This is a genomic window from Streptomyces sp. NPDC101194 (genome assembly GCF_044767885.1).
Lineage (GTDB): Bacteria > Actinomycetota > Actinomycetes > Streptomycetales > Streptomycetaceae > Streptomyces.
Genome location: NZ_JBIWOS010000004.1, coordinates 436580 through 458407 on the forward strand (window position 1 = coordinate 436580; position 21828 = coordinate 458407).

The window sequence follows — 21828 nt, forward strand, 5'->3', positions numbered from 1 at the left end:
TCGGTGTCAGGTGCGGCGGAACAGGCCGCGGCGACGGTTGGCGACGGGCCGGGCGAGGGAGTTCGCCAGGCGTCCCACCATGTCGTCGCTCGTCACGTCCCTGGCCATGCGGGGAATGAGCGAGGCGCCGAACTCGGCCATGCGTTCGTCGTGGGTGTCGTACTGCGCGCGGGCCTGCACGGTGCCGTCGCCCGAGCGGAGCGCGTCGGCGATCGTGGCGGCCACCGGCTGCGGACCACCGGCGGCCGCGGGCGGCCGCGACGGGGCCTCGGTTCCGAGGACCCGGGTGATCAGCGAGGTGTCGAAGACCGGCAGCAGCCGCCGGAGCTGTTCCGGATCGAGGGAGGTGCCGTGGTCGAACCACTCGTGGCACAGCTCGTGCAGGATGACGTGCTGGGTCTGGTACGCGGTCGGGCGGCGCCGGTAGAGCACGAAGCTGGTCCCGCCGGTCTTCAGCCGCAGACCGCAGGCGGCGTTGACGCGGGCCAGCCGGTCGGGCATCTCGTGCAGCACGATGGCGCGGCCGCGGGCCGTCTCCATGTTCGCCACCAGTGCGTCGATGGAGAAGGGGGCGGGGATGGGCAGGTCGGCCAGCCCGGCCTCGCACTCCTTGCGCAGTTGGCGCAGCGACATGAGGACCTACTTCTCCGGCTCGCCGAAGGGGACGGCGCCGTCACCGTCGACGGTGTTCCGCCGCACCTTGGCGTCCTCCAGCAGGGAGAGCGCGAACTGCAGCAGCTCCGGAGGGAGTCCGTCCTCGTCGAGGCCGCGTCCGGCCAGTCCGCTGATCTCTCCCGTACGCCGCTTCGCGAGGAACTGGAGTCCGGCGACGACGTCGTCGACGACCTCGGACTCCTCCTTGAAGAACCGCCAGTCCACGCCGAAGCCCAGGCCGAGTGCCTTGAGGATGTCCTCGGAGGGCTGAGTGACCTTTCCGGCGAGGATGTTGGAGAAATAACTGTGCGAGAGGGAGCCGCCGCGTTCCTTGACCAGGTCGGCGAAGACCCGTCCCGAGACCTTCTGGCCGGGGAACGTCTTCTCCACCATGTACTCGACCTTCTGCTGCAACGTCCGCAGCTCCGGCACGCGTTCCTTGCCGCCGTTCATCCGGTCTCCCACGTATCCGCCCCGTCCGACCGGCGCCGCACGGTCTCCGATTCGGTCAACGGGCTCGTACTGTAACGAACCTTGACGGGACGTCCTCAGCGCGGTGGGCGGTACGGGAGCGGGCTTGCGCAAACACTCTACGTCACTGTTAACTCGAAAAAACACGGGCAGGGAACCACGAGGGGAGTCCCCTGCCCGTGAAGTCGTCATGAGTAAAAGGGGCATGCTGCGCATAGTGGTGTAGCCCTTCACGACGGGGGATGCGTGAAGGGCTACACCTGCATTATGACCGCTGGTCAGGTCGTCATCAACTGACCGATGGGTCAGTGTGCGTGACGTGTGTCGCGCGTGCCGCCCCGACGGCGGCCCATGACCCTCCTGTCAGCGTCCGCCCGCGACCCGGAGCACCGCTCCGGTCACGTAGGACGCCTCGGCGGACAGCAGCCAGGCGATGGCGGCCGCGATCTCCGGCGCGGCCCCGGGGCGGCCGAGCGGGATGCCGGGCACGGCCGCCTGCGCACGGCCGGGGTCGCCCGCCGTGGCGTGCATGTCGGTGTCGATCATTCCCGGGGCGACCGCGTTGACCCGGATGCCGTCGGCCCCCAGTTCCTTGGACAGCCCGACCGTCAGGGTGTCCGTCGCCCCCTTCGTGGCGGCGTAGTGGACGAAGTCCCCGGGGCTGCCGAGGGTGGCGGCGGCCGAGGAGACGTTGACGATCGCTCCGGACCCGTTGGTCGCCATGTCCTGTGCCGCCCGGCGGCAGCACAGCAGATAGCCGAGGACGTTCACGTCGAGGACCTGACGCAGCGTCCGGGTGGAGGTGTCGACGAGCCGCCCCAGAGGTCCCGTCACTCCCGCGTTGTTGACCAGTCCGGTGACGGGGCCGAGCTGCGCGGCGGCGGTGTCGAAGAGCCGTTCCACGTCGGCCTCCACGGAGGTGTCCACCCGCACCGTGACGCAGCGTGCCCCCGCGGCCCGCACCGCCGCCGCGGTCCGCTCGGCGGCCTCGGCGTCGCTCACGAAGCCCAGGGCGAGGTCGTGCCCCTCGGACGCGAGGCGGACGCAGGTCGCGGCGCCGATGCCGCGGCTGCCACCGGTGACGACGGTGACGGGTCGCGAGGGCGGAGCGGTGCTGTCGACTGCCACTGGAGGAACCTCTCGCTCGGGTCGTGCCTGTCACGCCGTAGGCGGATTGTACGGAGAGCGCCTGCGGGGGAGCCTCTGCGGCGAGGGCCCCCGGCGGGGACGGCCGGGCCCGTGCGCACCCCGGCGTCCGCCGTTGGAGTGGTGCCGGACGGGCCGTTGGCGTGGTGTGCGGCACGGGGCGGACGGAGTGCCTAGGGTCGGCGGCTGACGGGCCGCTGCCGACGTGGACCGGGTTGAATCGCCCGACGTCCGGTGACGGCTCCTCCCGAACGGCGTTCCCCTGCCACCGCCTCGCATCGCGGTGGCAGGGGACGCCGACGGTCTTCGCCGGCGTCCGGCCGCGGGGCCGCCGGGCCGCGGCCGTCGGTCCCGTAGGGCTCCCGAGCGAGCCCGCCCCTCCCCGCCCGTCGGTCCGTCGGTCCGCCGGCCCGGTCGGGAGGACCGTGGCCGAAGCATCCGACGAGCGGCCCCGAGTGCCGTGCATCCCGCTGTTCCCGCTGTTTCCGCGGTGAATTCACAGGGCCTCGATCGGCGGATCCAGAACAGAATGAGGCATTCCGTTTTTGTCGGGCCAGGATGTCCGGATGTTAGGCTCGCGCGATCCCGCGCGGGGAGGACCGGGGGATCGCGCCGGGGGACGCGAAAAAATCTCAAGGGGGCACGAGGGAAATGGCCGTGGAGAAGACCTCGCCGAAGATCGTGGTGGTCGTGCCCACCTACAACGAGCGGGCGAACCTGCCCGTCCTCGTGAATCTGCTGGCGGAACTGGGCCTGCCCGATCTGAATGTTCTCGTGGTGGACGACAATTCGCCGGACGGGACCGGCGAGGTGGCCGACAAGCTCGCGGGCGACACCTCGGGAATGGTCGGTGTGCTGCATCGCAAGGAGAAGGACGGGCTGGGGCGCGCCTATGTGGCGGGCATGACACGGGCGCTCGCCGAGGGCGCGGACGTGGTGGTGCAGATGGACGCCGACCTCTCCCATCCGGCGTCGAGACTCCCGGTCATGATCGAGAAATTGTTCGCCGAGGACGCCGCCGTGGTGATCGGCTCCCGTTATGTGGCGGGCGGTTCGCTCGCCACGGAGTGGCCCTGGCACCGCAAGGCCCTCTCCGCATGGGCGAATTTCTATGTGAACGCGATCCTGCGGCTGCGGGTGAAGGACGCCACCGCCGGTTTCAAGGCCTGGCGGGCATCGACGCTGAAGGCGATCGATGTGTCCTCGGTCCGAAGCAACGGCTATTCGTTCCAGGTGGAGATGAACTACCGCACCGTCCGGCGCCATTTGAGGATCGTCGAGGTGCCGATCCGATTCGAGGAGCGGGTCGAGGGCGAATCGAAGCTCGGCCTGAGCGTGCAGATCGAGTCCGCGCTGGCGCCGTGGAAGCTGCTTTTCGGCAGGGACAACCACTGATTTCCGGACGGGAGTTCGGGGGACAACCCCACCCCGTGCCGTCATGCCTCCCGGATGGGCCGGGGCCCTCGGTTCGACGAGGCTTGCGGCATGACGACTCACCGCAGATCCGCCGCGTTCATCGCCCTGTCCGTCACCGTTGCCGCCACCGCTCTCACCGGGGCCGCGGCCCCGACGGCCCACGCGGGCAGCGCCTTACCCGCACTCGACTGGCGGCCCTGCGCCGAGTCCGGCGGCCCCGCCGCGCAGGAGTGCGCCGAGCTGCCCGTACCGCTCGACTACCGGACCCCGGACGGCCCGCAGCTCACCCTCGCCGTGACCCGGCTGCGCAGCGACCGCCCCTCGGCCCGGCGCGGCACGCTGCTGGTGATCCCCGGCGGCCCCGGCTCGTCCGGGGTGCAGCGGGTGACGCAGAAGGGGGAGGAACTGCGGCGGGAGACGGCCGGGCAGTACGACATCGTGAGCCTCGACCCGCGCGGCGTCGGCGGCAGCACGAAGGCGAGCTGCGGGCTCGCCCCGGAGGACCGGGAGATGGTGAATCTGCGGTCCTGGCCCGCCGCCGACGGTTCGATCACCGAGAACGTGGAGCGGTCGCGGCGGATCGCCGAGGCGTGCGCCCGCAACGGGGGAGCGGTGCTGCGGAGTTTGACCTCGGCCAACGAGGTGCGGGACATCGAACGCTTCCGGCAGGCGCTGGGCGAGGAGAAGCTGTCGGCCTGGGGGACCTCGTACGGCACCTATGTGGGTGCCGTGTACGCCCAGAAGTACGGGCAGCACACGGACCGGTGGGTGCTGGACAGCAGCGGCGACCCCGACCCGTCCCGCGTCGAGGTGGGCTGGCTGGCGAACATGGCCGTGGGCGCGGACGACCGCTTCCCCGATTTCGCGCGATGGGCCGCGGATCCGGCCCGGGAGGCGGAGGGGCTGCGGCTGGCCGAACGCGCCGAGGACGTGCGGCCGTTGGTCCTGGAACTGGCGGCGCGACTGGACCGTGAGCCGAAGGAGTCCACCACGGCGGGCGTCCCGCTGACCGGCAATCGGCTGCGGCAGGCGGTCCAGCTCGCCCTGTACAGGGACAGTGCCTTCGCCGGGTTGGCCGGGCTCGTCCAGGATGCCCGGGACGCGTCGGTGAAGCCCGTCCTGCCCGCCGAGCTGGCCGGGCCGATGCCGGACCCGGACGCGGCGGTCACGGTGGGCGTGATCTGCAACGACGTGCGCTGGCCGAGCAGCATCCCGTCGTACCGGCGCGCCGTCGCCGCCGACCGCCTGAAGCACCCGCTCACCGCCGGAATGACGGCGAACATCACACCGTGCGCCTTCTGGAAGGACGCCCCCGTGGGCCGGCCGACCAGGATCACGGACGAGGGACCGTCCAACATCCTGATGATCCAGGGCCTGCGCGACCCGGCGACCCCGTACTCCGGCGCCCTGAAGATGCGCGAGGCCTTCGGCGACCGGGCCCGCCTCGTCGCCGTCGACCACGGAGGACACGCCGTCTACCTGGGCAACGGCAACGCCTGTGGCGACAGCGCGGTCACCACGTTCCTCACGACGGGGGTGCGGCCGGAGCGGGACACGTACTGCGCGGGCTGAGCGGGAGGCGCGGCCCCGAGGGGCCGAGCGGGCCGGGGCGGCGCGGCCCCGGCCCGCTGCCCCGTGGCCCGCTCCCCGGCCGGCTGTCACCCGGCGGACTCCCTCAGGGCCGCCGTGACCAGCCCCCGGATCTCCTCGCGGGGCACGCCCCCGCCGCCGACCAACCGGTCGAAGACCAGTCCGTCCACACATGCCAGCAGGGTGAGGCTGCGGCCCTCGACGTCGGCGACACCCTGTGCGGCCAGGAACTCCCGCACACGGTCCCGGGCCGCGTTCTCACGTGGCACGAGGATCTCGCGCAGCTCCGGATGGCGCACGCTCTCGACGGCGCAGGCGTGGCGCGCGATCGTCCGCCGCCGCCCCTCCCCCGAGAGCCGCCGCTCGACGAACGCGGCGAGCCCGTCGGTCAGTTCGTCGGCGTCTCGCGGCACCGGTGCGTCCTCCCCGGCCGTGCGGAGCTCCGCCTGGTCGCGGGCGACGAGCCGGCGGACGAGCGCGGTGAGCAGCGCCTGGCGCGTGCGGAAGTACGCCGAGGTCGTCCCGGGCGGCAGGCCCGCCGCCCGGTCCACGGCCCGATGGGTCAGGCCCCGCATCCCGGAGTCGGCCAGCACGCCGATGGCCGCGTCGGCGAGGACGGTTCGTCGATCTGTGGTCACCACCCCTTTCTACACCTGTAGAGAGCGGGCGGTATCCTCCTTCTACAGATGTAGAAATACGTGGTGCGGACTGGGGGACCTGACATGGGCAGGAGCGCGGTGGTCGTCGGCGGCGGAATCGGCGGTCTCTCGGCCGCGATCGGGCTGCGCCTCATCGGTTGGGACGTGACGGTCGTCGAACGGTCCCGGGTCCTCGACGACGCGGGTGCGGGCATCTCCCTGCACGCGAACGGCATCCGGGCCCTGGACGTGCTCGGCGTGGGCGAGGCGGTGCGCGCGGCCGCGCGGCCCCAGTACACCGGGGGCACCCGCACCCCGGACGGCCGCCGGCTCGCGGGGATGGACGGGGCCGCACTGGAGCGCGCGCTGGGAACCCCCATCGTCGGCATCCCCCGCGCCACACTGCACCGCCTGTTGCGCGAGGCCCTGCCGCCCGGGTCCCTGGTCGTCGGGGCCGAGGTGGGGAGCGTCGAGGGGACCGGGCCCGAACGGGTGCGGGCGTGCCTCGCAGAGGCCGCGCTCGACGCGGATCTGGTCGTGGCCGCCGACGGCGTGTCCAGCCGGCTGCGCGGTCGGCTCTTCCCCGGCCACCCCGGCCCCGTCCACAGCGGGGCGACCGTCCTGCGCGCCATCACCGAGCGCCCCATCGATCTGCGGAGCGACTTCGAACTGACCTGGGGCCGGGGCGCCGAGTTCGGCCACATCGCCTTCGCCGACGGCCGGGCCGAGTGGCACGCGGTGCTCAACGCGCCCGCCGGTGTGCGCCACCCGGATCCCCTCGCCGAGGTGCGCCGTCGGTTCGGCGACTGGCACGCCCCCGTCCCCGCCCTGCTGGAGGCGACGCGGCCCGACGCCGTCCTGCACCACGACGTGAACGAACTGGTGACCCCGCTGCCCTCGTACACCGCCGGCCGCGTCGTTCTCCTGGGCGACGCGGCCCATGCCATGACGCCCCATCTCGGCCAGGGGGCCTGCCAGGCGCTGGAGGACGCGGTGACACTGGCCGCCGCGCTCTCGGCGGAGGACACCGTCGAGGCCGCGCTGCTGCGCTACGACGCCGAGCGCCGGCCCCGCAGTCAGTCGGTCGCCCGCGCCGCGCGCCGGGCCGGACGGATGGGCCAGCAGCTGACCCATCCGGTCGCGGTCGCCGTGCGCAACACCGCGCTCCGGCTGGCGCCGTCCGGCGCGACGGTCCGCACGATCCTGCGCCATGCGGCGTGGACGCCTCCGGAGCTGGTCCGCCGGGGCGCGTGACATCCGCCCGACGCCGATCTCCGACGCCGGGTCCCGGGGGCGGTCCGCGGCGGTCCGAGAGCCGCGCGTGCGCACGGAGCGGGAGCGATGCCGTGCGTCGGCCGCTCAGTCGGTGCCCGGCGTCGCGTGTCCGCTGTACTCGGCCTGGGCCAGCAGGGAGACGACCTCCTCGTCGGAGGTCTGCGAGAAGTCGCGGTACCACTCGCCGACGGCGTAGAACAGGGGCGGCGTCGACAGACACACCACCTCGTCCGCGGTCTCCCGCAGCCGGGCGACCGCGTCGGGCGGCGCCACCGGTACCGCCGCCAGCAGGCGCGCCGGATGCTGGGCCCGTACGACCCGACAGGCCGCCGCGGCCGTCGCACCGGTCGCGACGCCGTCGTCCACGACGATCACCGTCCGGCCTTCGAGCGGAGTCCGCGGCCGGCCCGCGCGGTAGGCCTGCGCCCGTCGTGCGAGCTCCGCCGCCTCGACCCGCTCGATCGCCGCGAGGTCCTGCTTCCCGATCCGGAGATGACCGACGACGTCCTCGTTGATGACCCGTACCCCGCCCTCGCCGATGGCGCCGAACGCCACCTCCTCGTGATGCGGCACACCGAGCTTGCGGACCACGATCACATCGAGTCGGGCGCCGAGCACCTGCGCCACCTGGAACGCCACCGGGACGCCGCCGCGGGGCAGACCCAGCACGACGGGGTTCTCCCGCTCCAGATGCCGTAGCGCCTCGGCCAGTTGCGCTCCCGCGTCCACGCGGTCGGCGAACAGCACGACGGTTTCACCCCCAACCGGGGGAGACGGGGCCGCACGGGTTCACGCCCCACCTGTTCCCTACTTCGAAACAACCCCATGTGCGGTGGCTGCGCAAGTCGGGCAGGGTCGATCGTATGGAAGGAATCGGAGCGGTCCTGATCGACATCGACGGTGTGCTCACGGTGTCCTGGAAGCCCCTGCCCGGCACCGTGGCGGCCATGGAACGGCTGCGTGAGGCGGGCATCCCGCTGGCGCTGGTCACCAACACCACCTCCCGCACCCGCGCCTCGATCGCCGGGAAGCTGGTGAGCGAGGGCTTCCCCGTCTCGGCCGACGACATCCTCACCGCCCCCGCCGTCACCGCCGCCCATCTGCGAGAACACCACCCCGGGGCCCGCTGCCTGCTGATCAACACCGGTGACGTCCGGGACGATCTGACGGGCGTGACACTCGTGGAAGGGGACACGGACGAGGACGGGGAGGACGCCACTGATCGCGGGGCCCCGGATGTGGTGATCCTCGGCGGGGCCGGGGACGCCTTCAGCTACGCGGCACTCAACCGCGCCTTCCGCCACGTGCGGCGCGGTGCCCGGCTCGTCGCCATGCACCGGAACATGTACTGGCGCACGGCCGCCGGGCTCGACCTCGATACCGGGGCCTTCCTCCTGGGGCTGGAGCGGGCCGCCCGCGTCGAGGCGGAGATCACCGGCAAGCCCGCCGGGTCGTTCTTCGCCGCGGCCCTGGCACACCTCGGCGTCACCGCGTCCCACGCCCTGATGATCGGCGACGACGTCGAGTCCGACGTCCTGGCGGCCCAGCGTGCCGGGCTGACCGGTGTACTCGTCAGGACCGGCAAGTACCTCCCCGAGACGCACCGGGCGGCCGACGGCACTCCGGACCACGTGATCGACTCCTTCGCCGATCTCCCGGCCCTGCTGGAGCGACCGGGGACGTGAGGAAGCCGGGGGCGGGCAGGCGTGGCGGCGGACCGTCAGGACACCAGGGAGGTACTGGGCACCTCGCCCTCGGTCGTGTGGACGTCGATCACGGAGAACGCCGCGCCCTGCGGGTCCGTCAGCGCGGCGAAACGGCCGAACGGGATGGTCATCGGGCCGAACCGCAGGATCGCGCCGCGCTCGGTCGCCCTCGCCACGGCGGCGTCGCAGTCCGCGACGGTGAAGTACACGTTCATGTGCGGCGGTACCTCGGGCGGGAACTCGTCGCCCATCCTCATCCGCCCCATGACCGTCCTGTCGCCCAGGTTGAACATCCTGAAGTCGATCTGCTCGTCCGCGATCTTCACCATGCTGTACGGGAAGACGGCGGGGAAGAAGGCATCGGACTTCTCCGGCTCCCGGGTGAACACCTCGGCCCAGCAGAACGCGCCGGGCACGTCCTGGGCCTCGAAGCCCTCATGCGTGCCCGCCTGCCACACGCCGAAGAGGACACCGCTCGGGTCGCGGGCCAGCAGCATCGTGCCGAACTCGCCCACCTGCATGGGGTCCATCAGCGTCTCGCCACCGTTCTCGCGGATCTTCGCCGCGGTGGCCGCGGCGTCCGGTGAGGCGAGGTACAGGCACCAGGCCGACGGGCCCTCCTGGCCGGGCATCGGAGGTACGACGGCGGCGACCGCCCTGCCGTCGGCGTACGCCTGCGTGTAGTCGCCGAACTCGGACGAGGACTCGCCGAACGTCCAGCCCAGCACATCACCGTAGAAGCGCTTCGCGCCGTCGAGGTCGGGGAACATCGCGTCGGCCCAGCACGGCGTGCCCTCCGGTTGTACAGCCATGACGTCGACTCCTTCGCGCTCGACGGGTTGCTCGGTGTTTTCACGCCAAGGGCTGTCCCGTGATCCCTGGCGGGCGCGTGACGACAGCTACCGCACCTCGCCGCGTTGCCGGAACATCCGCATACATCCAGTATGCGGACATTCATCCGCCCTGCGATGCGCCGCATCCGACGCCGCGCGCCGATCCACCGGGGATCACGGGACGGCTCCCGGTCGGCCGACCGGGAGCCGGGAGCGGGGCCGGTGAACCGGGACCGCACGACGCTCGACGGTGCGTACGCCGTACGGCGACCGTGCGGTGCACGTGGTTCACGAGGCGCTCTGCCGTGAGCCGACCGCCGGGTGGCCATGCCGGAGTCCGGCCCCGGGGAGGACGAACCGGAGGCGGACACGCGGCTGACGGCCCCCGGTACGTGGATTCCGGGGTGCGGTCCACGGCCCGAGTCCGGATGCCGACCCGGGGCAACGCCCTCTAAGATCCACTCCTGTTGGTGAGCGGGAGCCGGCCTGCGGCGAAACGAAGTCTTCGAGGAAACGAATCACACCATGTCCGAACAGGTCGCCGCGGAGTTACGGCGCGCCATCGCCGTGCACAGCCGCCGTGTGGTGGACTCCTCGGCCTTCGCCGGCACCGTGTTCTGCGTCATCGTGGCCAATGCGGCCCTGCTGGGGATCGAGACGTACAGCGGCGTCGTGCAGGAGTGGCACGGTGCGCTCAAGGCGACGGAACATGTCTTTCTCGCCGCGTTCACCGCCGAGATCCTGCTGCGGGCCGCAGCGCACGCCGACCGTCCCAGGGACTTCTTCCGCGACCCCTGGAACGTGTTCGACGTGCTCGTCGTCGCCCTGGCCTTCCTGCCGTTCGCCCGCGAGAACGCCACGGTGCTCCGACTGCTGCGGCTGGCCCGGGTGCTGCGTGCGGCACGGTTCCTGCCCCAGCTGCGCATCGTGATCGTGGCGGTCGGCAAGAGCCTGCCCGGCACGCTGAGCTTTCTGCTCGTCGGCGCGCTCCTGCTCTACGTGTACGCCATGGTCGGCTGGGTCTTCTTCTCCGACGACAACCCCGAGCACTTCGGCTCGCTCGGTCGCGCGGCGCTCACGCTCTTCCTCCTCATCACCCTCGACGGCCTCGGGGACGCGGTTCGCGCCGCGTTGGAGATCTCGCGCTGGACGATCCTCTACTTCGCCTCGTTCGTCCTGCTCGGTTCCTTCCTGCTCGTCAATCTCCTCATCGGTGTCGTCATCAACTCCCTTGAGGAGGCACGGGAGTTGGAGAAGGAGCGGGAGCTGGAGGAGAGCGAGGTGCCGTCCGGACGGCCGTTGCCCGCCGATGACGGCACCGAGTCCCTGCGGGCGCAGCTCGACGCCGCCCGCCGGGCCCTGGACGGCATCGAGGCCAACCTCGCGTCGCCCCGGCAACCGTGCGGCTGCCGGGGCGCGGCCGAGGGGGAACTCGTGGGGGCCGGGGAGCCCGTTCCGTAAGGCGGGCCCGGCCCGTGCGGCGGTGGCGGCCGGGCCGTCAGCGGTCCAGCACCGGACCGGCGGTGTCGAGCGCGGCACCGGCGTGATCGGCGAGCGTCACCGCCACGAGACGCGCCTGCAACGAGGGGACGGTTCCGGGGATGGGCCGGAGCATGAACCGGCCGGAGTAGTGGCCGCTCGCCGAGGCGCGGAGCTCGATCTCGCCCTCCGGCCAGCCGTCGCGGTCGACGTCGCGGCGCCGGTGCCCCACGACCACGGAGCCGTCCTGCTCCAGCCGTGGCGGATGCCCCAGAAGGCTTCCGTACTCGAAACGGCATTCCCGCAGCCGCAGGATGCCCACGAGCTGCTGACGCACCCGCTCCACCACCAGGTCGGGAGAGGCGGCGGACTGGACGAGCAGGGCGATGTCGTGGATCCGGGCGAGATGGTCGGCGTCGGTCACGGCGATCACCCGCAGACGACGGGCGTGCGCGGCCAGTTGCGACACCACGAGACCGACGGCCAGGAGCAGGACCGCCGTCTCCACGTCGCCCGTGCCCGCGATGCTGAAACGCTCGTACGGCGGCGTGAGGAAGAAGTCGAACCACGCGGCGGACGACAGTGCCGCGACGGCCCCGGCCCAGCGGTTCCCGATGGCCGAGACGGCCACCACCACGACGACCAGGATCAGGGCCAGATTGGTGCCCGACAGGCTGGTACGGAAGGGCGTCAGCACCAGCGCGGCGAGCAGGGGGCCGACCAGGGCCGCGGCCAGTGCGATGCGGTCACGAAGCGGGAGTCCCATGATCCACCTCGCTGTGGTCCAGAGGTGCTCCGGAATGCCGGCCGGTCCGGCCGGCCACTCCAGCATGCCTCCCGGACCACCCCGTACGGCCCCCTCGGCCGGATGCCTTGACACGTTCCTGGCACGGGCCGGACAGGGACGGGCGCACGCTTCGCCGAAGGGGGGCGGGCCACCGCGACCAAGCCCTCGGGCACCGCGCCCCGCCCGCTCAGCGCCCGTCGTCCGGCTGCGGCGGGTCCACCCGCACCAGGCCCGACTGGTAGGCCATGGCCACCAGTTGGGCCCGGTGCCGGGCTCCCAGCTTGCTCATCGCCCGCCCGACATGGGTGCGTACGGTCAGCGGGCTGACATGCATCCGCTCGGCGATCTCGTCGTTCGACAGCCCCTCGGCGGCCTGCGCCATCACCTCGCGCTCGCGGGCGGTCAGTACGTCCAGTGCCCCGGGCGCGGCGGTGCCGCCCTCCGGGCGGGCGAGATAGCGGGTGATGAGGGCCCGGGTCGCGGTGGGCGACAGGAGCGTGTCGCCCGAGGCCACCGTGCGGATCGCGTCCAGGAGTTCCTCGGGGCCGACGTCCTTGCCGAGGAAACCGCTGGCTCCCGCGCGCAGGGCCCGCGCCACGTACTCGTCGATCTCGAAGGTGGTGAGGATGAGGATGCGGGTCTCCCGCAGCGCCTCGTCGCGGCAGATCTCCTCGGTCGCCGCCAGCCCGTCGAGGCCCGGCATGCGGATGTCCATCACGACCACGTCCGGTGCGGTGGCACGGGCCTGATCCACCGCCTCCCGGCCGTCCGCCGCGACGCCGACGACCTCCATGTCGTCGTTCGAGTCGATCAGCAGCCGGAAGGTTCCGGCCAGCAGCGCCTGGTCATCGGCCAGCAGTACCCGGATGGTCACCGCGCCGTCCTCTCGTCGTCCTGGTGGGGTTCGGGTTCCGCCGTCTCCAGGGGAAGCTCCGTGGTCACTTCGAAACCGCCGCTCGCCCGGTGCCCGGCGGCCAGGCGGCCGCCGACGGACAGGGCCCGTTCCCGCATGCCGATGAGGCCGTACCCGGGCGCGCCCGCCGTCTGCGGCTCGTGTCCGTCGTCGGTGATGGTGAGGGTGAGCAGACGACGCGTGTAGCGGAGCCGGACCGAGGCCGTCGCGGAGCCCGCGTGCTTGGTGACGTTGGTCAGAGCTTCCTGCACGATCCGGTACGCGGTCAGGTCCGTGCCCGACGACAGCGCCCGCTTCTCACCCTCCACCGACACCGAGACGGCGAGGCCCGTCCGCTCGAACGAGGCGATCAGCTCCGGGAGCTGGGCCAGCCCGGGGGAGGGTTCCAGCGGCGTCTCCGGATCGCCCTCGCGGCGCAGCAGCCCCACGGTCGCCTTGAGTTCGCGCAGTGCGGAAGAGGTGGTTCCGGCGAGCTGGTCCATCATGTCCTGCGCCTGCTCGGGCCGGCTGCGCAGCAGGTAGGCGGCGGTGGCCGCCTGTGCGTGGGCGAGGGCGATGTGATGCGCGACGATGTCGTGGAGCTCGCGGGCGATCCGGGTCCGCTCCTCGCTCACCCGGCGGCGCGCCTCCTCCTCGCGGGTGCGTTCCGCCAGTTCGGCCCGTGCCTCCACGGCGGCGACATGGTCGCGCCGGGTCCGTACCGACTCACCGACGGCGCCCGCCAGCAGGACGCACGAGAGGGTGCCGATCTGGTCGGGCCGCAGCAGCGCGCCCCTGCCCCAGCCGACGGAGACGACGACGAGGGCGACGGCCACCCCGGCCGTGTACACCGTGGTCGTGCGGAGGTCCGTACGCACGGCCAGGAGATAGAGGGCGACCAGGGCGGCGCCGGCGACGCTGGGGCTGGGGTCGAACCCGATGTGGCCTCCCATGACGCCCAGGACGCCACCGCACACCGTCGTCACCGCCACCACCGTGCGCGGGAATCCGCGCTGCCCCAGCAGCAGAACGGCGGAGGGCACGAGGGCGGCGAGGGAGAAGGCGAGCGTCGGGGCGCGGACGATCCGGGCGTCGGTCAGGGTGCTGGAGAAGACCGCGAAGACCCACAGCACCACGGCCACCGCCACGTCGACGGCCCGGGGGTGGCGTCGGGCCCATTGCCACCAGTCGGTGAACACGCAGTCTCGCTTCCTCTTCCGCAGGGTCTGTCCGACCATCCATGGTCGTCGACTCGGCCGTCCGCCCGCGCAGGGCGGTCAAAGGCCCGTCCGTCCCGCGCACGACGGACGGGCCTCCGGCCGCCTCACGTCACTCCACCGCGACTCATACGCGTACGGGATCGGGGCCGGGTTCCGCCGTCGGCGCGGGCGCCGCGGGCGCCGCGGGCCCGCCGCGGTTCAGCTTCTCGCCCTCGACGTCCACCTGGGGCAGGATCTTCCCCAGCCACCGGGGCAGCCACCACGCCCGGTCGCCGAGCAGGGCGAGCACCGCCGGGACGACCGTCATCCGGACGACGAACGCGTCGAAGAAGACGGCCGAGGCGAGACCGACGCCCATCATCTTGATCATCGACTCGCTCATCCCGATGAACCCTGCGAACACCGCGATCATGATGACGGCCGCGGCTCCGACGACCCGGGCACTGTGCCGGAACCCGGTGACGATTGCCTCGCCGGGCCGCTCCCCGTGGACGTACGCCTCCCGCATCCGGGTCACGAGGAAGACCTCGTAGTCCATCGCCAGACCGAAGACCACCCCGATCAGGAAGATCGGCATCATGCTCATCACGGGTCCGGTCTGCTCGATGCCGAGGGTGTCGGCGAGCCAGCCCCACTGGAAGACCGCGACGATCGTGCCGAAGGCCGCCGTCACGGACAGCAGGAAGCCGAGGGCCGCCTTGAGCGGGACCAGCAGCGAGCGGAAGACGACCATCAGGAGCAGGAAGGCCAGACCGACGACGAGCGTGAGATAGGGGACCAGCGCGTCGGTGACCTTCTGCGACACGTCGATGTTCACCGCGGTCGTACCGGTGACGAGCATGGTCGCGCCGGTCTCGGTCCGCAGGTCACGAGCCTCGTCGCGGATGGTGTGGACGAGGTCCGTGGTGTCCGTGGAGCTCGGTCCGCCGGCGGGTACGGCGGTGAGCACCGCGGTGTCACCGGCCTCGTTGAAGGCGGGGGGTGTCGCGGCGACGATGCCGTCGGTGGCGGTGAGCTGTTCGGCGGCCCGCGCCGCGGCGGCCTTCGGGTCGTCCGAGCCCTTGGCGTCCACGACGACGGTGAGCGGTCCGTTGAAGCCGGGGCCGAAGCCGTGGGCCAGGGCGTCGTAGGCGCGGCGCTGGGTGGTCGAGGTGGACTTCGACTCGTCGCCCGGCATGCCGAGCCGGAGATCGAGCGCCGGTATGGAGATCAGGCCGAGGCCGAGGACGCTGAGCACCAGGACCGCGAGCGGCCGACGGATCACGAAGCGGGCCCAGCGGGTGCCCATGTTGGGCCGGCCGTCCTTGGCGCGCTGCCCGCCCCGCCGCTGGGCACGCGGCAGGACGGCCTTCCGGAAGAAGCCGAGCAGCGCGGGCAGCAGGGTCATCGCGACCAGGACGGCGATCACGACGGTGCTCGCCGCGGCGAGACCCATCCTGGTCAGGACGGGAATGCCGACCACGGACAGGCCGGCCAGGGCGATGACGACGGTGAGCCCGGCGAAGACGACGGCGGAGCCCGCCGTTCCCACGGCTCGCGCCGCGGCCTCCTCGGCGCCGTGGCCCTCCGCGCGTTCGGTCCGGTAGCGCGAGACGATGAACAGGGCGTAGTCGATGCCGACCGCGAGCCCCAGCATCAGGGCGAGCGTGGTCGTGGTCGTGGACATCCCGATGGCGACGATCGAGGCCACGCCCACGCCGATGCCGACGATCGCGGTGAGCAGCGGGAGGCCCGCAGCGGCGAGCGATCCGAAGGTGATGAGCAGGACGACCGCGGCGGCGGCGACACCGACCAGTTCGGTCGTGCCGCCGAGTTCCCCCTCCGGCACCAGGGCCGAACCGCCGAGCTCCACGGTCAGGCCCGCGTCCCGCCCGTTCTCGGCGGCGTCCTCCAGCGCCTTGGTGGTGGCGTCGGTGAGGTCGGTGTTCCGTACGTCGTACGAGACGGTGGAGTACGCGGTCGTGCCGTCCTTGCTGACGGCCCCGGCCATGTCGAACGGGTTGAGCGCGCCCTTGACCTGAGAGCCGGCCGCCACGTCCGCGACGATCTTCTCGACGGCGGCCTTGTTCGGGCCCGCGGTGATCCTCTGGCCCTCGGGCGCGACGAAGACGATACGGGCGTCGGCGGCGTTGGAGTTGCCGCCGGGGAAGCGCTGGTCCAGCAGGTCGAACGCCTTCTGCGACTCCGTGCCGGGCATCGAGAACCCGTCCTCGGGGGCGGTCGGCGCCTTGGCCGCCGCGAACGCGCAGGCGGCCAGGACCACCACCCAGAGCAGGGCGACGAGCCGGCGTCTCCGGAAGGAGAAGCGGCCCAGCCGGTAGAGGAAGGTAGCCACGAAGAGGCGCTCCAGTCTGTCTGGATCGGGCAACGGGTCGGCGGCGTGAATGCCGCGCTCCGGCCGTGCCGGGGCACGGCGGGGCCGGAGGAATGCCTCAATCCTTCGTGAACAGGGGCGTCATCGTCGTCGTCCGCCTGCATGGAGTCGCACGTACTACCGCTGCCGTACGCAGGCTCTCCGCCGTACCTCTGGAACAGGACGGCCGTCCCGCGTCGCGGGAGCCGCGCGACGCGGGACGGCGTGCGAAGTTCCCTTCGCACGGCGGGACATGGCGGCGGTGCGGCACGGTGACGAAAGCATCGCCCTCCGTGTGCATCCGTGTCGCCGCCGAACCCGAACGCCTGCCCTGGCGCGAACGCATCGCGCGAATCAACAGCAGACCGACAGCGCTGCCGACCGAGTCCTGCCCCCGCCAGGCACCCGGCCGCAGGCACTCTTCCGGTGCGCGCCCACGCGCGACTGCCGCCCCTGCGCCCTACCTTCTGTCCTCCGCTCGAGTGCGGGGCCGTCCGAAGTCCTGTGTCCAGTAGTTGCCGGGCTGTGCGAGCCCCAGGCCGATCTCCTTGAACGAGCAGTCGAGGATGTTGCGCCGGTGGCCGGGGCTGCTCATCCAGCCGGCCATGACGCTCTCCGGGGTGGTGTAGCCGTGGGCGACGTTCTCGCCGTACGCGCTCCGCTCGTATCCGGCGTCCGCGATCCGGTCGCTCGGGGCGGAGCCGTCGGAGCCGGTGTGGGACATGTTCCGGTGGGAAGCCATGTCCGCGCTGTGCTTCCGGGCGGACTTCGTGAGTTTCGTGTTCGTCGTCAGGGACGGGCAACCGACCGCGCGGCGCACGCTGTTGACCAGCGTCAGCAGGCGGGCGGTCTCCTTGCGTTGCGGGCCGAAGAGGGTCGTGGTGGCGGCGGCCGGCACATCTGCGGCTTCCGCGGTCGCCGCGAGTCCCGTGGTCCCCACGGCTCCCACGGTTCCGAGAGCGACGACAGCAACGGCCATCCGTCGGTGGGACGTCTTACCGCGGTGCTTCCTCATGTGTGTGACCTCACTCGGTATGCGGAACCCGACAGTCGGTGTTCGCCTGCGAACGGCTGCAGGAGTGTGCTGCGGGAAGCGTCGGACCCGTCGACGCCTCCCGCGCACTCCGCCTTTGGACCCCTTCCCGCCTCCGGCGGTCCCGCACTTGAGAACGAGTCCGACCGGATCGAGTGGATCCCGTTGACGAACGCACGCGGGACGGTCGACCGCCGAGGCCCCCCGCCCGGCAGACTATTTCGCCCGAGGAAGCCGAGCCGCTCGTCCACACCCGCCGTGCGACAACGTGACACCAGTGGAGCAACGCGCCTCGACCGTGTTGCCGAGGCGCCGGATTCCTGAATCGGTGTCAGCCGGCCTCGGACGGCAGCTGCTTCATGTCGTCGACGACGGCCCGCTGCATGACGGCGCTGGTGAACGCAGTGAGCGGCGGGGCTTTGTGGAGCCCCGCCCGCCCGGGTTCCGTGGACCCGTCCCGGAGCCGTACGTCCGGATCGAGCCCTGATCGGAACGGAAGGAGCTAACGCACTGCCCCGGTGCCCCGGGCGTCGCGGCCGCGGCGGGTCGCGGCCGCGACGGTGGCCATCAGCTCCGCGTCCAGGACGGACGGGTCGGCCAGCCGGGTCGGGGCGGCGTACGAGTTGAGCAGCGCCTTCGTGACGCGCAGGGCGGCCTCCGGGCGGCGCACGACGGGCTTGGCCCACGCCGTGACCGCCGCGTCGAGGGAGTCCTCGGGCACGATGCGCTGGAGGATGGACAGTTCGTACGCCTCCGCGGCGTCGAAGGCACGTCCGGTCAGGATGAGCTCGCGCGCACGGGCGGCACCGACCTCATGGATCAGACGGGGGAGCACACCGCCCCATGCGGTGGGCAGCCCGAGCGCCAGCTCCGGCAGCCGGAATCCGGCGGTGTCCGCGCCGACGCGCAGATCGCAGGCGAGTGCCAGCGCCAGTCCCGCGCCGATCGCCTTGCCCTGGATCCTGGCGATGGTGACGGCGTGGCTGGTGGAGATGGCCTCACAGACGCGGCGGGCCTTGTCGCCCGCGATCCGGATGCCCCGCCCGGTGGGGTCGTCGTCGAGCCAGTCGGCGAACTCGTTGCGGTCGCCGCCCAGGCAGAAGTCGTCGCCGGCACCGCTGAGCACCAGCACCCGGACATCGGGGTCCGGGACGGCCAGGACCGCCAGCAGGTCGTCCAGCATCGCCTCGGTGACCGCGTTGCCGGTGGCGGGGCAGTTCAGTTCCACCCGCAGGACGGGGCCCTCGCGTTCGGTGCGCACCGTGCCCGGTCGCCGGTAGGGGGAGAGGAGGTCGGGGAGGGAGAGCTTCATATCGCCACGTTCATCGAGGTCACGCGCCTGAAGACCAGACGGGACGCGTAGCCGGCCGGTGTGACGGTGCGCAGGGTGGGGAAACGTTTCAGGAGTTGGGTGAGGAGCGTACGGGCCTCCAGGCGGGCGAGGGCCGCGCCCAGGCAGTAGTGCACTCCGCCGCCGAAGGTGAGGTGGGTGCCGGTGCGCTCGATGTCGAAGGCGTCCGGGTTCTCGTTGCGCCGCGGGTCGTGGTTGGCGGCTCCGTACATGACGTGGACCATGCTGTCCTTCGCGATCGGCACGCCCGCCAGGACCGTGTCGTCGGCCGCGATCCGGGTGTTGATCCCGATGGGCGGGTCGTACCGGAGGACCTCGTCGACGGCGGCGTCGATGTACCCCGGGTTCTTCGCGAGCCACGCCCACCGGCCGGGTTCCCTCTGCAGGAGATCCACCATGGTCGACAGCAGCGTCGCGGTGGTCTCCAGCGAGGCGATGGTGACGAACATGGTGAGACGGTAGAGGATCTCGTCCGCCGCCTCGCGGTCGGGTTCCTTCGCGTCCCAGGTGTGGATCCAGCCGGTCAGGACATCGTTGCCGGGGTTCGCGCGGCGCTGCTTCACGAGTTCGGTGAAGTACGCGCGCAGATGCACGGTCGCCTCGGCGGACACGGCGAGCTGGCTCTTGGTGGGCAGCAGCTCCTGGGCGTGCACCTGGTTGTGGGTGATCTCCAGGATGTGTGCGTAGTCCTCGGGCGGGATCCCCAGCCAGGAGCCGATGGTGCAGATCGGGAGCTGTTCGCTGACCGTATCGACGAAGTCGGCCTCGCCCCCGCGCAGTTTGCCGGCCAGATCGTCGAGGAGGCGGGTGACGTGCTCCTCGACCTGCGGGGTCAGCCGCTCGATGGTCGAACGGTCGAAGAGGTTGCCGAGGCTGCGGCGCTGGCAGGTGTGCTCGGGCGCGTTGAGGCGGGAGAGCGTCTTGGTCATCTCCTGGGTGGCGACCGCTTCCCAGCGCTCGGCGTCCTCCTGGCGCTCCTGCCAGGCGAAGTCCGGCGCCAGCCAGTTGCGACCGCGGAGCACTTCGCTGCACGCCTCGAACCCGGTGACGAAGTACGCGTCCCAGGGAGCGCGCACGACGTCCCCCATGGCTCTCATCTCACCTAGGAGGCCGTAGGGATCAGCCTGCCCCTCCGGCGATTTGAGGCGTCGTAGGAGGGAGATGAGGGCACGACGGTCGACGGCGGGCCGGTCTGTGCCACATGTAGCGCTCACGCAGAGTTCCTTGCCCTGGGCTCATGGTTACGGCCAGAACCTACCCCTCCGCATATATCCGCCAAGCGTCCATCTCTGTTGCCCGTGTCACAGAGAAATGTCCTACCGGCCTCTTGCCCTGTGCCTGCCCGGCCCGAACGGCCTGCTGGGGCAGCCCTGTCGGACGGTCAATACGGCCGAAACCATGCCCCTGGCCGCTCATGCGCGACGACGCCGGCGGACGCCGTCACGCATGGCCGCGCCCCTGCGTGACGGCTGTCGTGAGCGGACGTCTTCGCGTGGGGGAGACGTCATACGCGGAAGACGTCCAGGAAGGAACTCCACCAGCCCTTCGTCTTCTTCGGCGGCTCCAAGTGGTCGTAGCGCGCCGGCGGAACCTCTTCAGGGGTGGTGATCCGGGACGGAACGGGCGACTGCGTCGCAGCCTTCGCGGCATGGCGCGGCGCACTCGGGCTGAACCGGACCGGCAGGGACACCATGGCCCGGTGGAACGGACCCGGCCGCCACTCGACCGCCGAGGACGGGATGGCGAGGGTGAGGTCCGGCACCGAGTTGAGGATCTTCTCGATCGCGGTGAGCGCGATGAGCTGGGCGGGGGACTTCGCCGGGCAGACGTGCGGGCCCGCGCCCCAGGCGAGGTGGGCGCCCTTGCTCAGGGTCTGGCGGGCGTCGGTGAGCGCGGGGTCGCTGTTCGCGGCGGCGAAGCTGATCAGTACGGGGGTCTCCGCCTTCAGCGTCACACCGCCCAGGTCGACGTCCTGGACCGGATAGTGCGTGGCGTAGTTGGCGATCGGCGGGTTGTTCCACAGCACGTCGTCGAGGGCGTCCTCGACCAGCATTCCCGTACCCCGCCGGTGCGGGTTCCCCGAGTCGTCGGACAACAGGAGGAGCAGTGCGTTGGCGATGAGGTTGCGTTCCGGCTCGATGCCCGCGCCCATCAGCATGACGAGCTGGTCCTTGAGCTCCTCGTCCCGCAGCCCGGCCGGGTGCTGGATGAGCCAGGAGGTGATGTCCTCACCGGGCTGACGCCGCTTGAGCGCGACGAGCTCCATCAGGCACTCCGTCAGCTCGGCGTTGGCCCGCAGCACGTCCTCGCCGTCGAAGATCGCGGACATCGAGCGCGTCAGCCGGTCACCGATGTCACCGGGGCAACCGAAGAGCTGGTTGAACAGCAGCAGCGGCAGGAGCTTGGCGTAGTCGCCCAGCAGGTCGGCGCTGCCGCGCTCGATGAACTGGTCGATGAGGTAGTCGGCGATGCGCTCGACGTCCCGGCTGAGCCGGTTGGTGTTGAGCCGGCCGAGGCTCTCGGTGACCGCCTTGCGCAGCCGCAGATGCTCGGTGCCGTCCGTGAACAGGCAGTTGGGCCGGTACGCCATCATCGGCAGCACCGGGCTGTCGAGCGGTACGCGGCCCTCCCGCAGCGCCGCCCACCGCCTGGAGTCACGGGCGAAGAAGGAGGGGTTCTGCAGGACCCGGAGCGCGGCCTCGTGCTGCACGATCAAAGTGGCGTCCACCCCGGGGGCCAGCTCGATCGGAGCGGCGAGCCCGTGCGCCCGGAACTCGTCGTACACACGCTGCGGATCGGACGCGAACTCCGGCCCGTAGAGCGACTTCTGCCGCTCGCCGTGCATCGGGCACCCGGAGGGGGCGCTGTACGGGGTGGCTCCCGGCTGAGAGTCCATGTGTGATTCCTAGGTGTGATCGCGGGCCTCGTGGGCCCGGACGGTGGACGGAAAACGGGGCTCGGGTCACCCGTTCCGACGGACGGCG

Annotated in this window: 18 protein-coding genes and 1 pseudogene; 5 read left to right on the forward strand and 14 right to left on the reverse strand. The window is 71.7% G+C overall.

Features of this window, described 5'->3' with window-relative positions:
• Positions 1–6: 6 nt before the first annotated feature.
• The 3 genes from ACIRP2_RS18590 to ACIRP2_RS18600 form a co-directional block, all read right to left on the reverse strand.
• Positions 7–633 carry a toxin gene (locus ACIRP2_RS18590; RefSeq protein ID WP_404251490.1) on the reverse strand — a complete coding sequence of 209 codons (627 nt, stop codon included), beginning with the start codon at positions 631–633 and terminating at the stop codon, positions 7–9.
• A 6-nt stretch (positions 634–639) separates the two neighbouring features.
• Positions 640–1107 (reverse strand): hypothetical protein, encoded by a 468-nt coding sequence (locus ACIRP2_RS18595; protein WP_404251492.1) that lies wholly within the window; start codon positions 1105–1107, stop codon positions 640–642.
• Positions 1108–1488: 381 nt separating this feature from the next.
• Positions 1489–2253, reverse strand: a complete 765-nt coding sequence (locus tag ACIRP2_RS18600) for an SDR family oxidoreductase (protein WP_404251494.1) — start codon at positions 2251–2253, stop codon at positions 1489–1491.
• Positions 2254–2922: 669 nt separating this feature from the next.
• On the opposite strand from ACIRP2_RS18600, the gene ACIRP2_RS18605 reads away from it, so the two are divergent.
• Positions 2923–3666, forward strand: coding sequence for a polyprenol monophosphomannose synthase (locus ACIRP2_RS18605; protein ID WP_404251496.1), 744 nt, complete (start codon positions 2923–2925; stop codon positions 3664–3666).
• A gap of 90 nt (positions 3667–3756) precedes the next feature.
• Entirely contained in the window at positions 3757–5259 is a 1503-nt protein-coding gene (locus tag ACIRP2_RS18610; RefSeq protein ID WP_404251498.1) for an alpha/beta hydrolase, read from the forward strand.
• 86 nt (positions 5260–5345) lie between these two features.
• Here ACIRP2_RS18610 and ACIRP2_RS18615 read toward each other — a convergent pair whose 3' ends face one another.
• Positions 5346–5915: a TetR/AcrR family transcriptional regulator gene (locus tag ACIRP2_RS18615; protein ID WP_404251500.1), complete on the reverse strand. Its 570-nt coding sequence runs from the start codon at positions 5913–5915 to the stop codon at positions 5346–5348.
• Positions 5916–5999: 84 nt separating this feature from the next.
• Here ACIRP2_RS18615 and ACIRP2_RS18620 point away from each other — a divergent pair, with 84 nt between their 5' ends.
• Positions 6000–7169: an FAD-dependent monooxygenase gene (locus ACIRP2_RS18620; protein WP_404251502.1), complete on the forward strand. Its 1170-nt coding sequence runs from the start codon at positions 6000–6002 to the stop codon at positions 7167–7169.
• Positions 7170–7310: 141 nt separating this feature from the next.
• On the opposite strand, the pseudogene ACIRP2_RS18625 reads toward ACIRP2_RS18620, so the two are convergent.
• Positions 7311–7937: pseudogene (locus ACIRP2_RS18625) on the reverse strand (phosphoribosyltransferase); the annotation flags it as partial.
• Between the two features lie 116 nt (positions 7938–8053).
• Between ACIRP2_RS18625 and ACIRP2_RS18630 the strand changes: the two are divergent.
• Entirely contained in the window at positions 8054–8875 is an 822-nt protein-coding gene (locus ACIRP2_RS18630) for an HAD-IIA family hydrolase (RefSeq protein ID WP_404251504.1), read from the forward strand.
• Positions 8876–8910: 35 nt separating this feature from the next.
• On the opposite strand, the gene ACIRP2_RS18635 is transcribed toward ACIRP2_RS18630, so the two are convergent.
• Positions 8911–9708 (reverse strand): VOC family protein, encoded by a 798-nt coding sequence (locus tag ACIRP2_RS18635; protein ID WP_404251506.1) that lies wholly within the window; start codon positions 9706–9708, stop codon positions 8911–8913.
• A gap of 546 nt (positions 9709–10254) precedes the next feature.
• Here ACIRP2_RS18635 and ACIRP2_RS18640 point away from each other — a divergent pair.
• Positions 10255–11190 (forward strand): ion transporter, encoded by a 936-nt coding sequence (locus ACIRP2_RS18640; RefSeq protein WP_404251508.1) that lies wholly within the window; start codon positions 10255–10257, stop codon positions 11188–11190.
• A 37-nt stretch (positions 11191–11227) separates the two neighbouring features.
• Here ACIRP2_RS18640 and ACIRP2_RS18645 read toward each other — a convergent pair whose 3' ends face one another.
• The 8 genes from ACIRP2_RS18645 to ACIRP2_RS18680 all read right to left on the reverse strand — a co-directional run bounded on the left by ACIRP2_RS18645 (position 11228) and on the right by ACIRP2_RS18680 (position 21740).
• Positions 11228–11974: a DUF4118 domain-containing protein gene (locus ACIRP2_RS18645; protein WP_404251510.1), complete on the reverse strand. Its 747-nt coding sequence runs from the start codon at positions 11972–11974 to the stop codon at positions 11228–11230.
• Positions 11975–12182: 208 nt separating this feature from the next.
• Positions 12183–12869, reverse strand: a complete 687-nt coding sequence (locus ACIRP2_RS18650; RefSeq protein ID WP_404251512.1) for a response regulator — start codon at positions 12867–12869, stop codon at positions 12183–12185.
• A complete protein-coding gene (locus ACIRP2_RS18655) occupies positions 12866–14086 on the reverse strand; it encodes a sensor histidine kinase (protein ID WP_404251514.1) in 1221 nt (406 codons plus the stop codon). The genes ACIRP2_RS18650 and ACIRP2_RS18655 overlap by 4 nt, the downstream gene beginning before the upstream one ends.
• A 145-nt stretch (positions 14087–14231) precedes the next feature.
• Positions 14232–16442 carry an MMPL family transporter gene (locus ACIRP2_RS18660; protein WP_404251516.1) on the reverse strand — a complete coding sequence of 737 codons (2211 nt, stop codon included), beginning with the start codon at positions 16440–16442 and terminating at the stop codon, positions 14232–14234.
• A gap of 478 nt (positions 16443–16920) precedes the next feature.
• Positions 16921–17400 (reverse strand): CAP domain-containing protein, encoded by a 480-nt coding sequence (locus ACIRP2_RS18665; protein WP_404251518.1) that lies wholly within the window; start codon positions 17398–17400, stop codon positions 16921–16923.
• Between the two features lie 595 nt (positions 17401–17995).
• Entirely contained in the window at positions 17996–18805 is an 810-nt protein-coding gene (locus tag ACIRP2_RS18670; RefSeq protein WP_404251520.1) for an enoyl-CoA hydratase/isomerase family protein, read from the reverse strand.
• The gene (locus tag ACIRP2_RS18675) at positions 18802–19932 is read right to left on the reverse strand and encodes a cytochrome P450 (RefSeq protein WP_404251522.1); all 1131 of its coding nucleotides are present in this window, start codon (positions 19930–19932) and stop codon (positions 18802–18804) included. The genes ACIRP2_RS18670 and ACIRP2_RS18675 overlap by 4 nt, the downstream gene beginning before the upstream one ends.
• Positions 19933–20348: 416 nt before the next feature.
• Complete coding sequence (locus ACIRP2_RS18680) at positions 20349–21740, reverse strand: cytochrome P450 (RefSeq protein WP_404251524.1); 1392 nt, start codon at positions 21738–21740, stop codon at positions 20349–20351.
• Positions 21741–21828 lie beyond the last annotated feature (88 nt).

Excerpts from the sequence above, each read along its gene's own strand:
- ACIRP2_RS18590 (WP_404251490.1), bottom strand. The coding sequence starts at position 633 with ATGTCGCTGCGCCAACTGCGCAAGGAGTGCGAGGCCGGGCTGGCCGAC.
- ACIRP2_RS18595 (WP_404251492.1), bottom strand. The coding sequence starts at position 1,107 with ATGAACGGCGGCAAGGAACGCGTGCCGGAGCTGCGGACGTTGCAGCAG.
- ACIRP2_RS18605 (WP_404251496.1), top strand. The coding sequence starts at position 2,923 with ATGGCCGTGGAGAAGACCTCGCCGAAGATCGTGGTGGTCGTGCCCACC.
- ACIRP2_RS18610 (WP_404251498.1), top strand. The coding sequence starts at position 3,757 with ATGACGACTCACCGCAGATCCGCCGCGTTCATCGCCCTGTCCGTCACC.
- ACIRP2_RS18620 (WP_404251502.1), top strand. The coding sequence starts at position 6,000 with ATGGGCAGGAGCGCGGTGGTCGTCGGCGGCGGAATCGGCGGTCTCTCG.
- ACIRP2_RS18630 (WP_404251504.1), top strand. The coding sequence starts at position 8,054 with ATGGAAGGAATCGGAGCGGTCCTGATCGACATCGACGGTGTGCTCACG.
- ACIRP2_RS18635 (WP_404251506.1), bottom strand. The coding sequence starts at position 9,708 with ATGGCTGTACAACCGGAGGGCACGCCGTGCTGGGCCGACGCGATGTTC.
- ACIRP2_RS18640 (WP_404251508.1), top strand. The coding sequence starts at position 10,255 with ATGTCCGAACAGGTCGCCGCGGAGTTACGGCGCGCCATCGCCGTGCAC.
- ACIRP2_RS18645 (WP_404251510.1), bottom strand. The coding sequence starts at position 11,974 with ATGGGACTCCCGCTTCGTGACCGCATCGCACTGGCCGCGGCCCTGGTC.
- ACIRP2_RS18670 (WP_404251520.1), bottom strand. The coding sequence starts at position 18,805 with ATGAAGCTCTCCCTCCCCGACCTCCTCTCCCCCTACCGGCGACCGGGC.
- ACIRP2_RS18675 (WP_404251522.1), bottom strand. The coding sequence starts at position 19,932 with ATGGGGGACGTCGTGCGCGCTCCCTGGGACGCGTACTTCGTCACCGGG.
- ACIRP2_RS18680 (WP_404251524.1), bottom strand. The coding sequence starts at position 21,740 with ATGGACTCTCAGCCGGGAGCCACCCCGTACAGCGCCCCCTCCGGGTGC.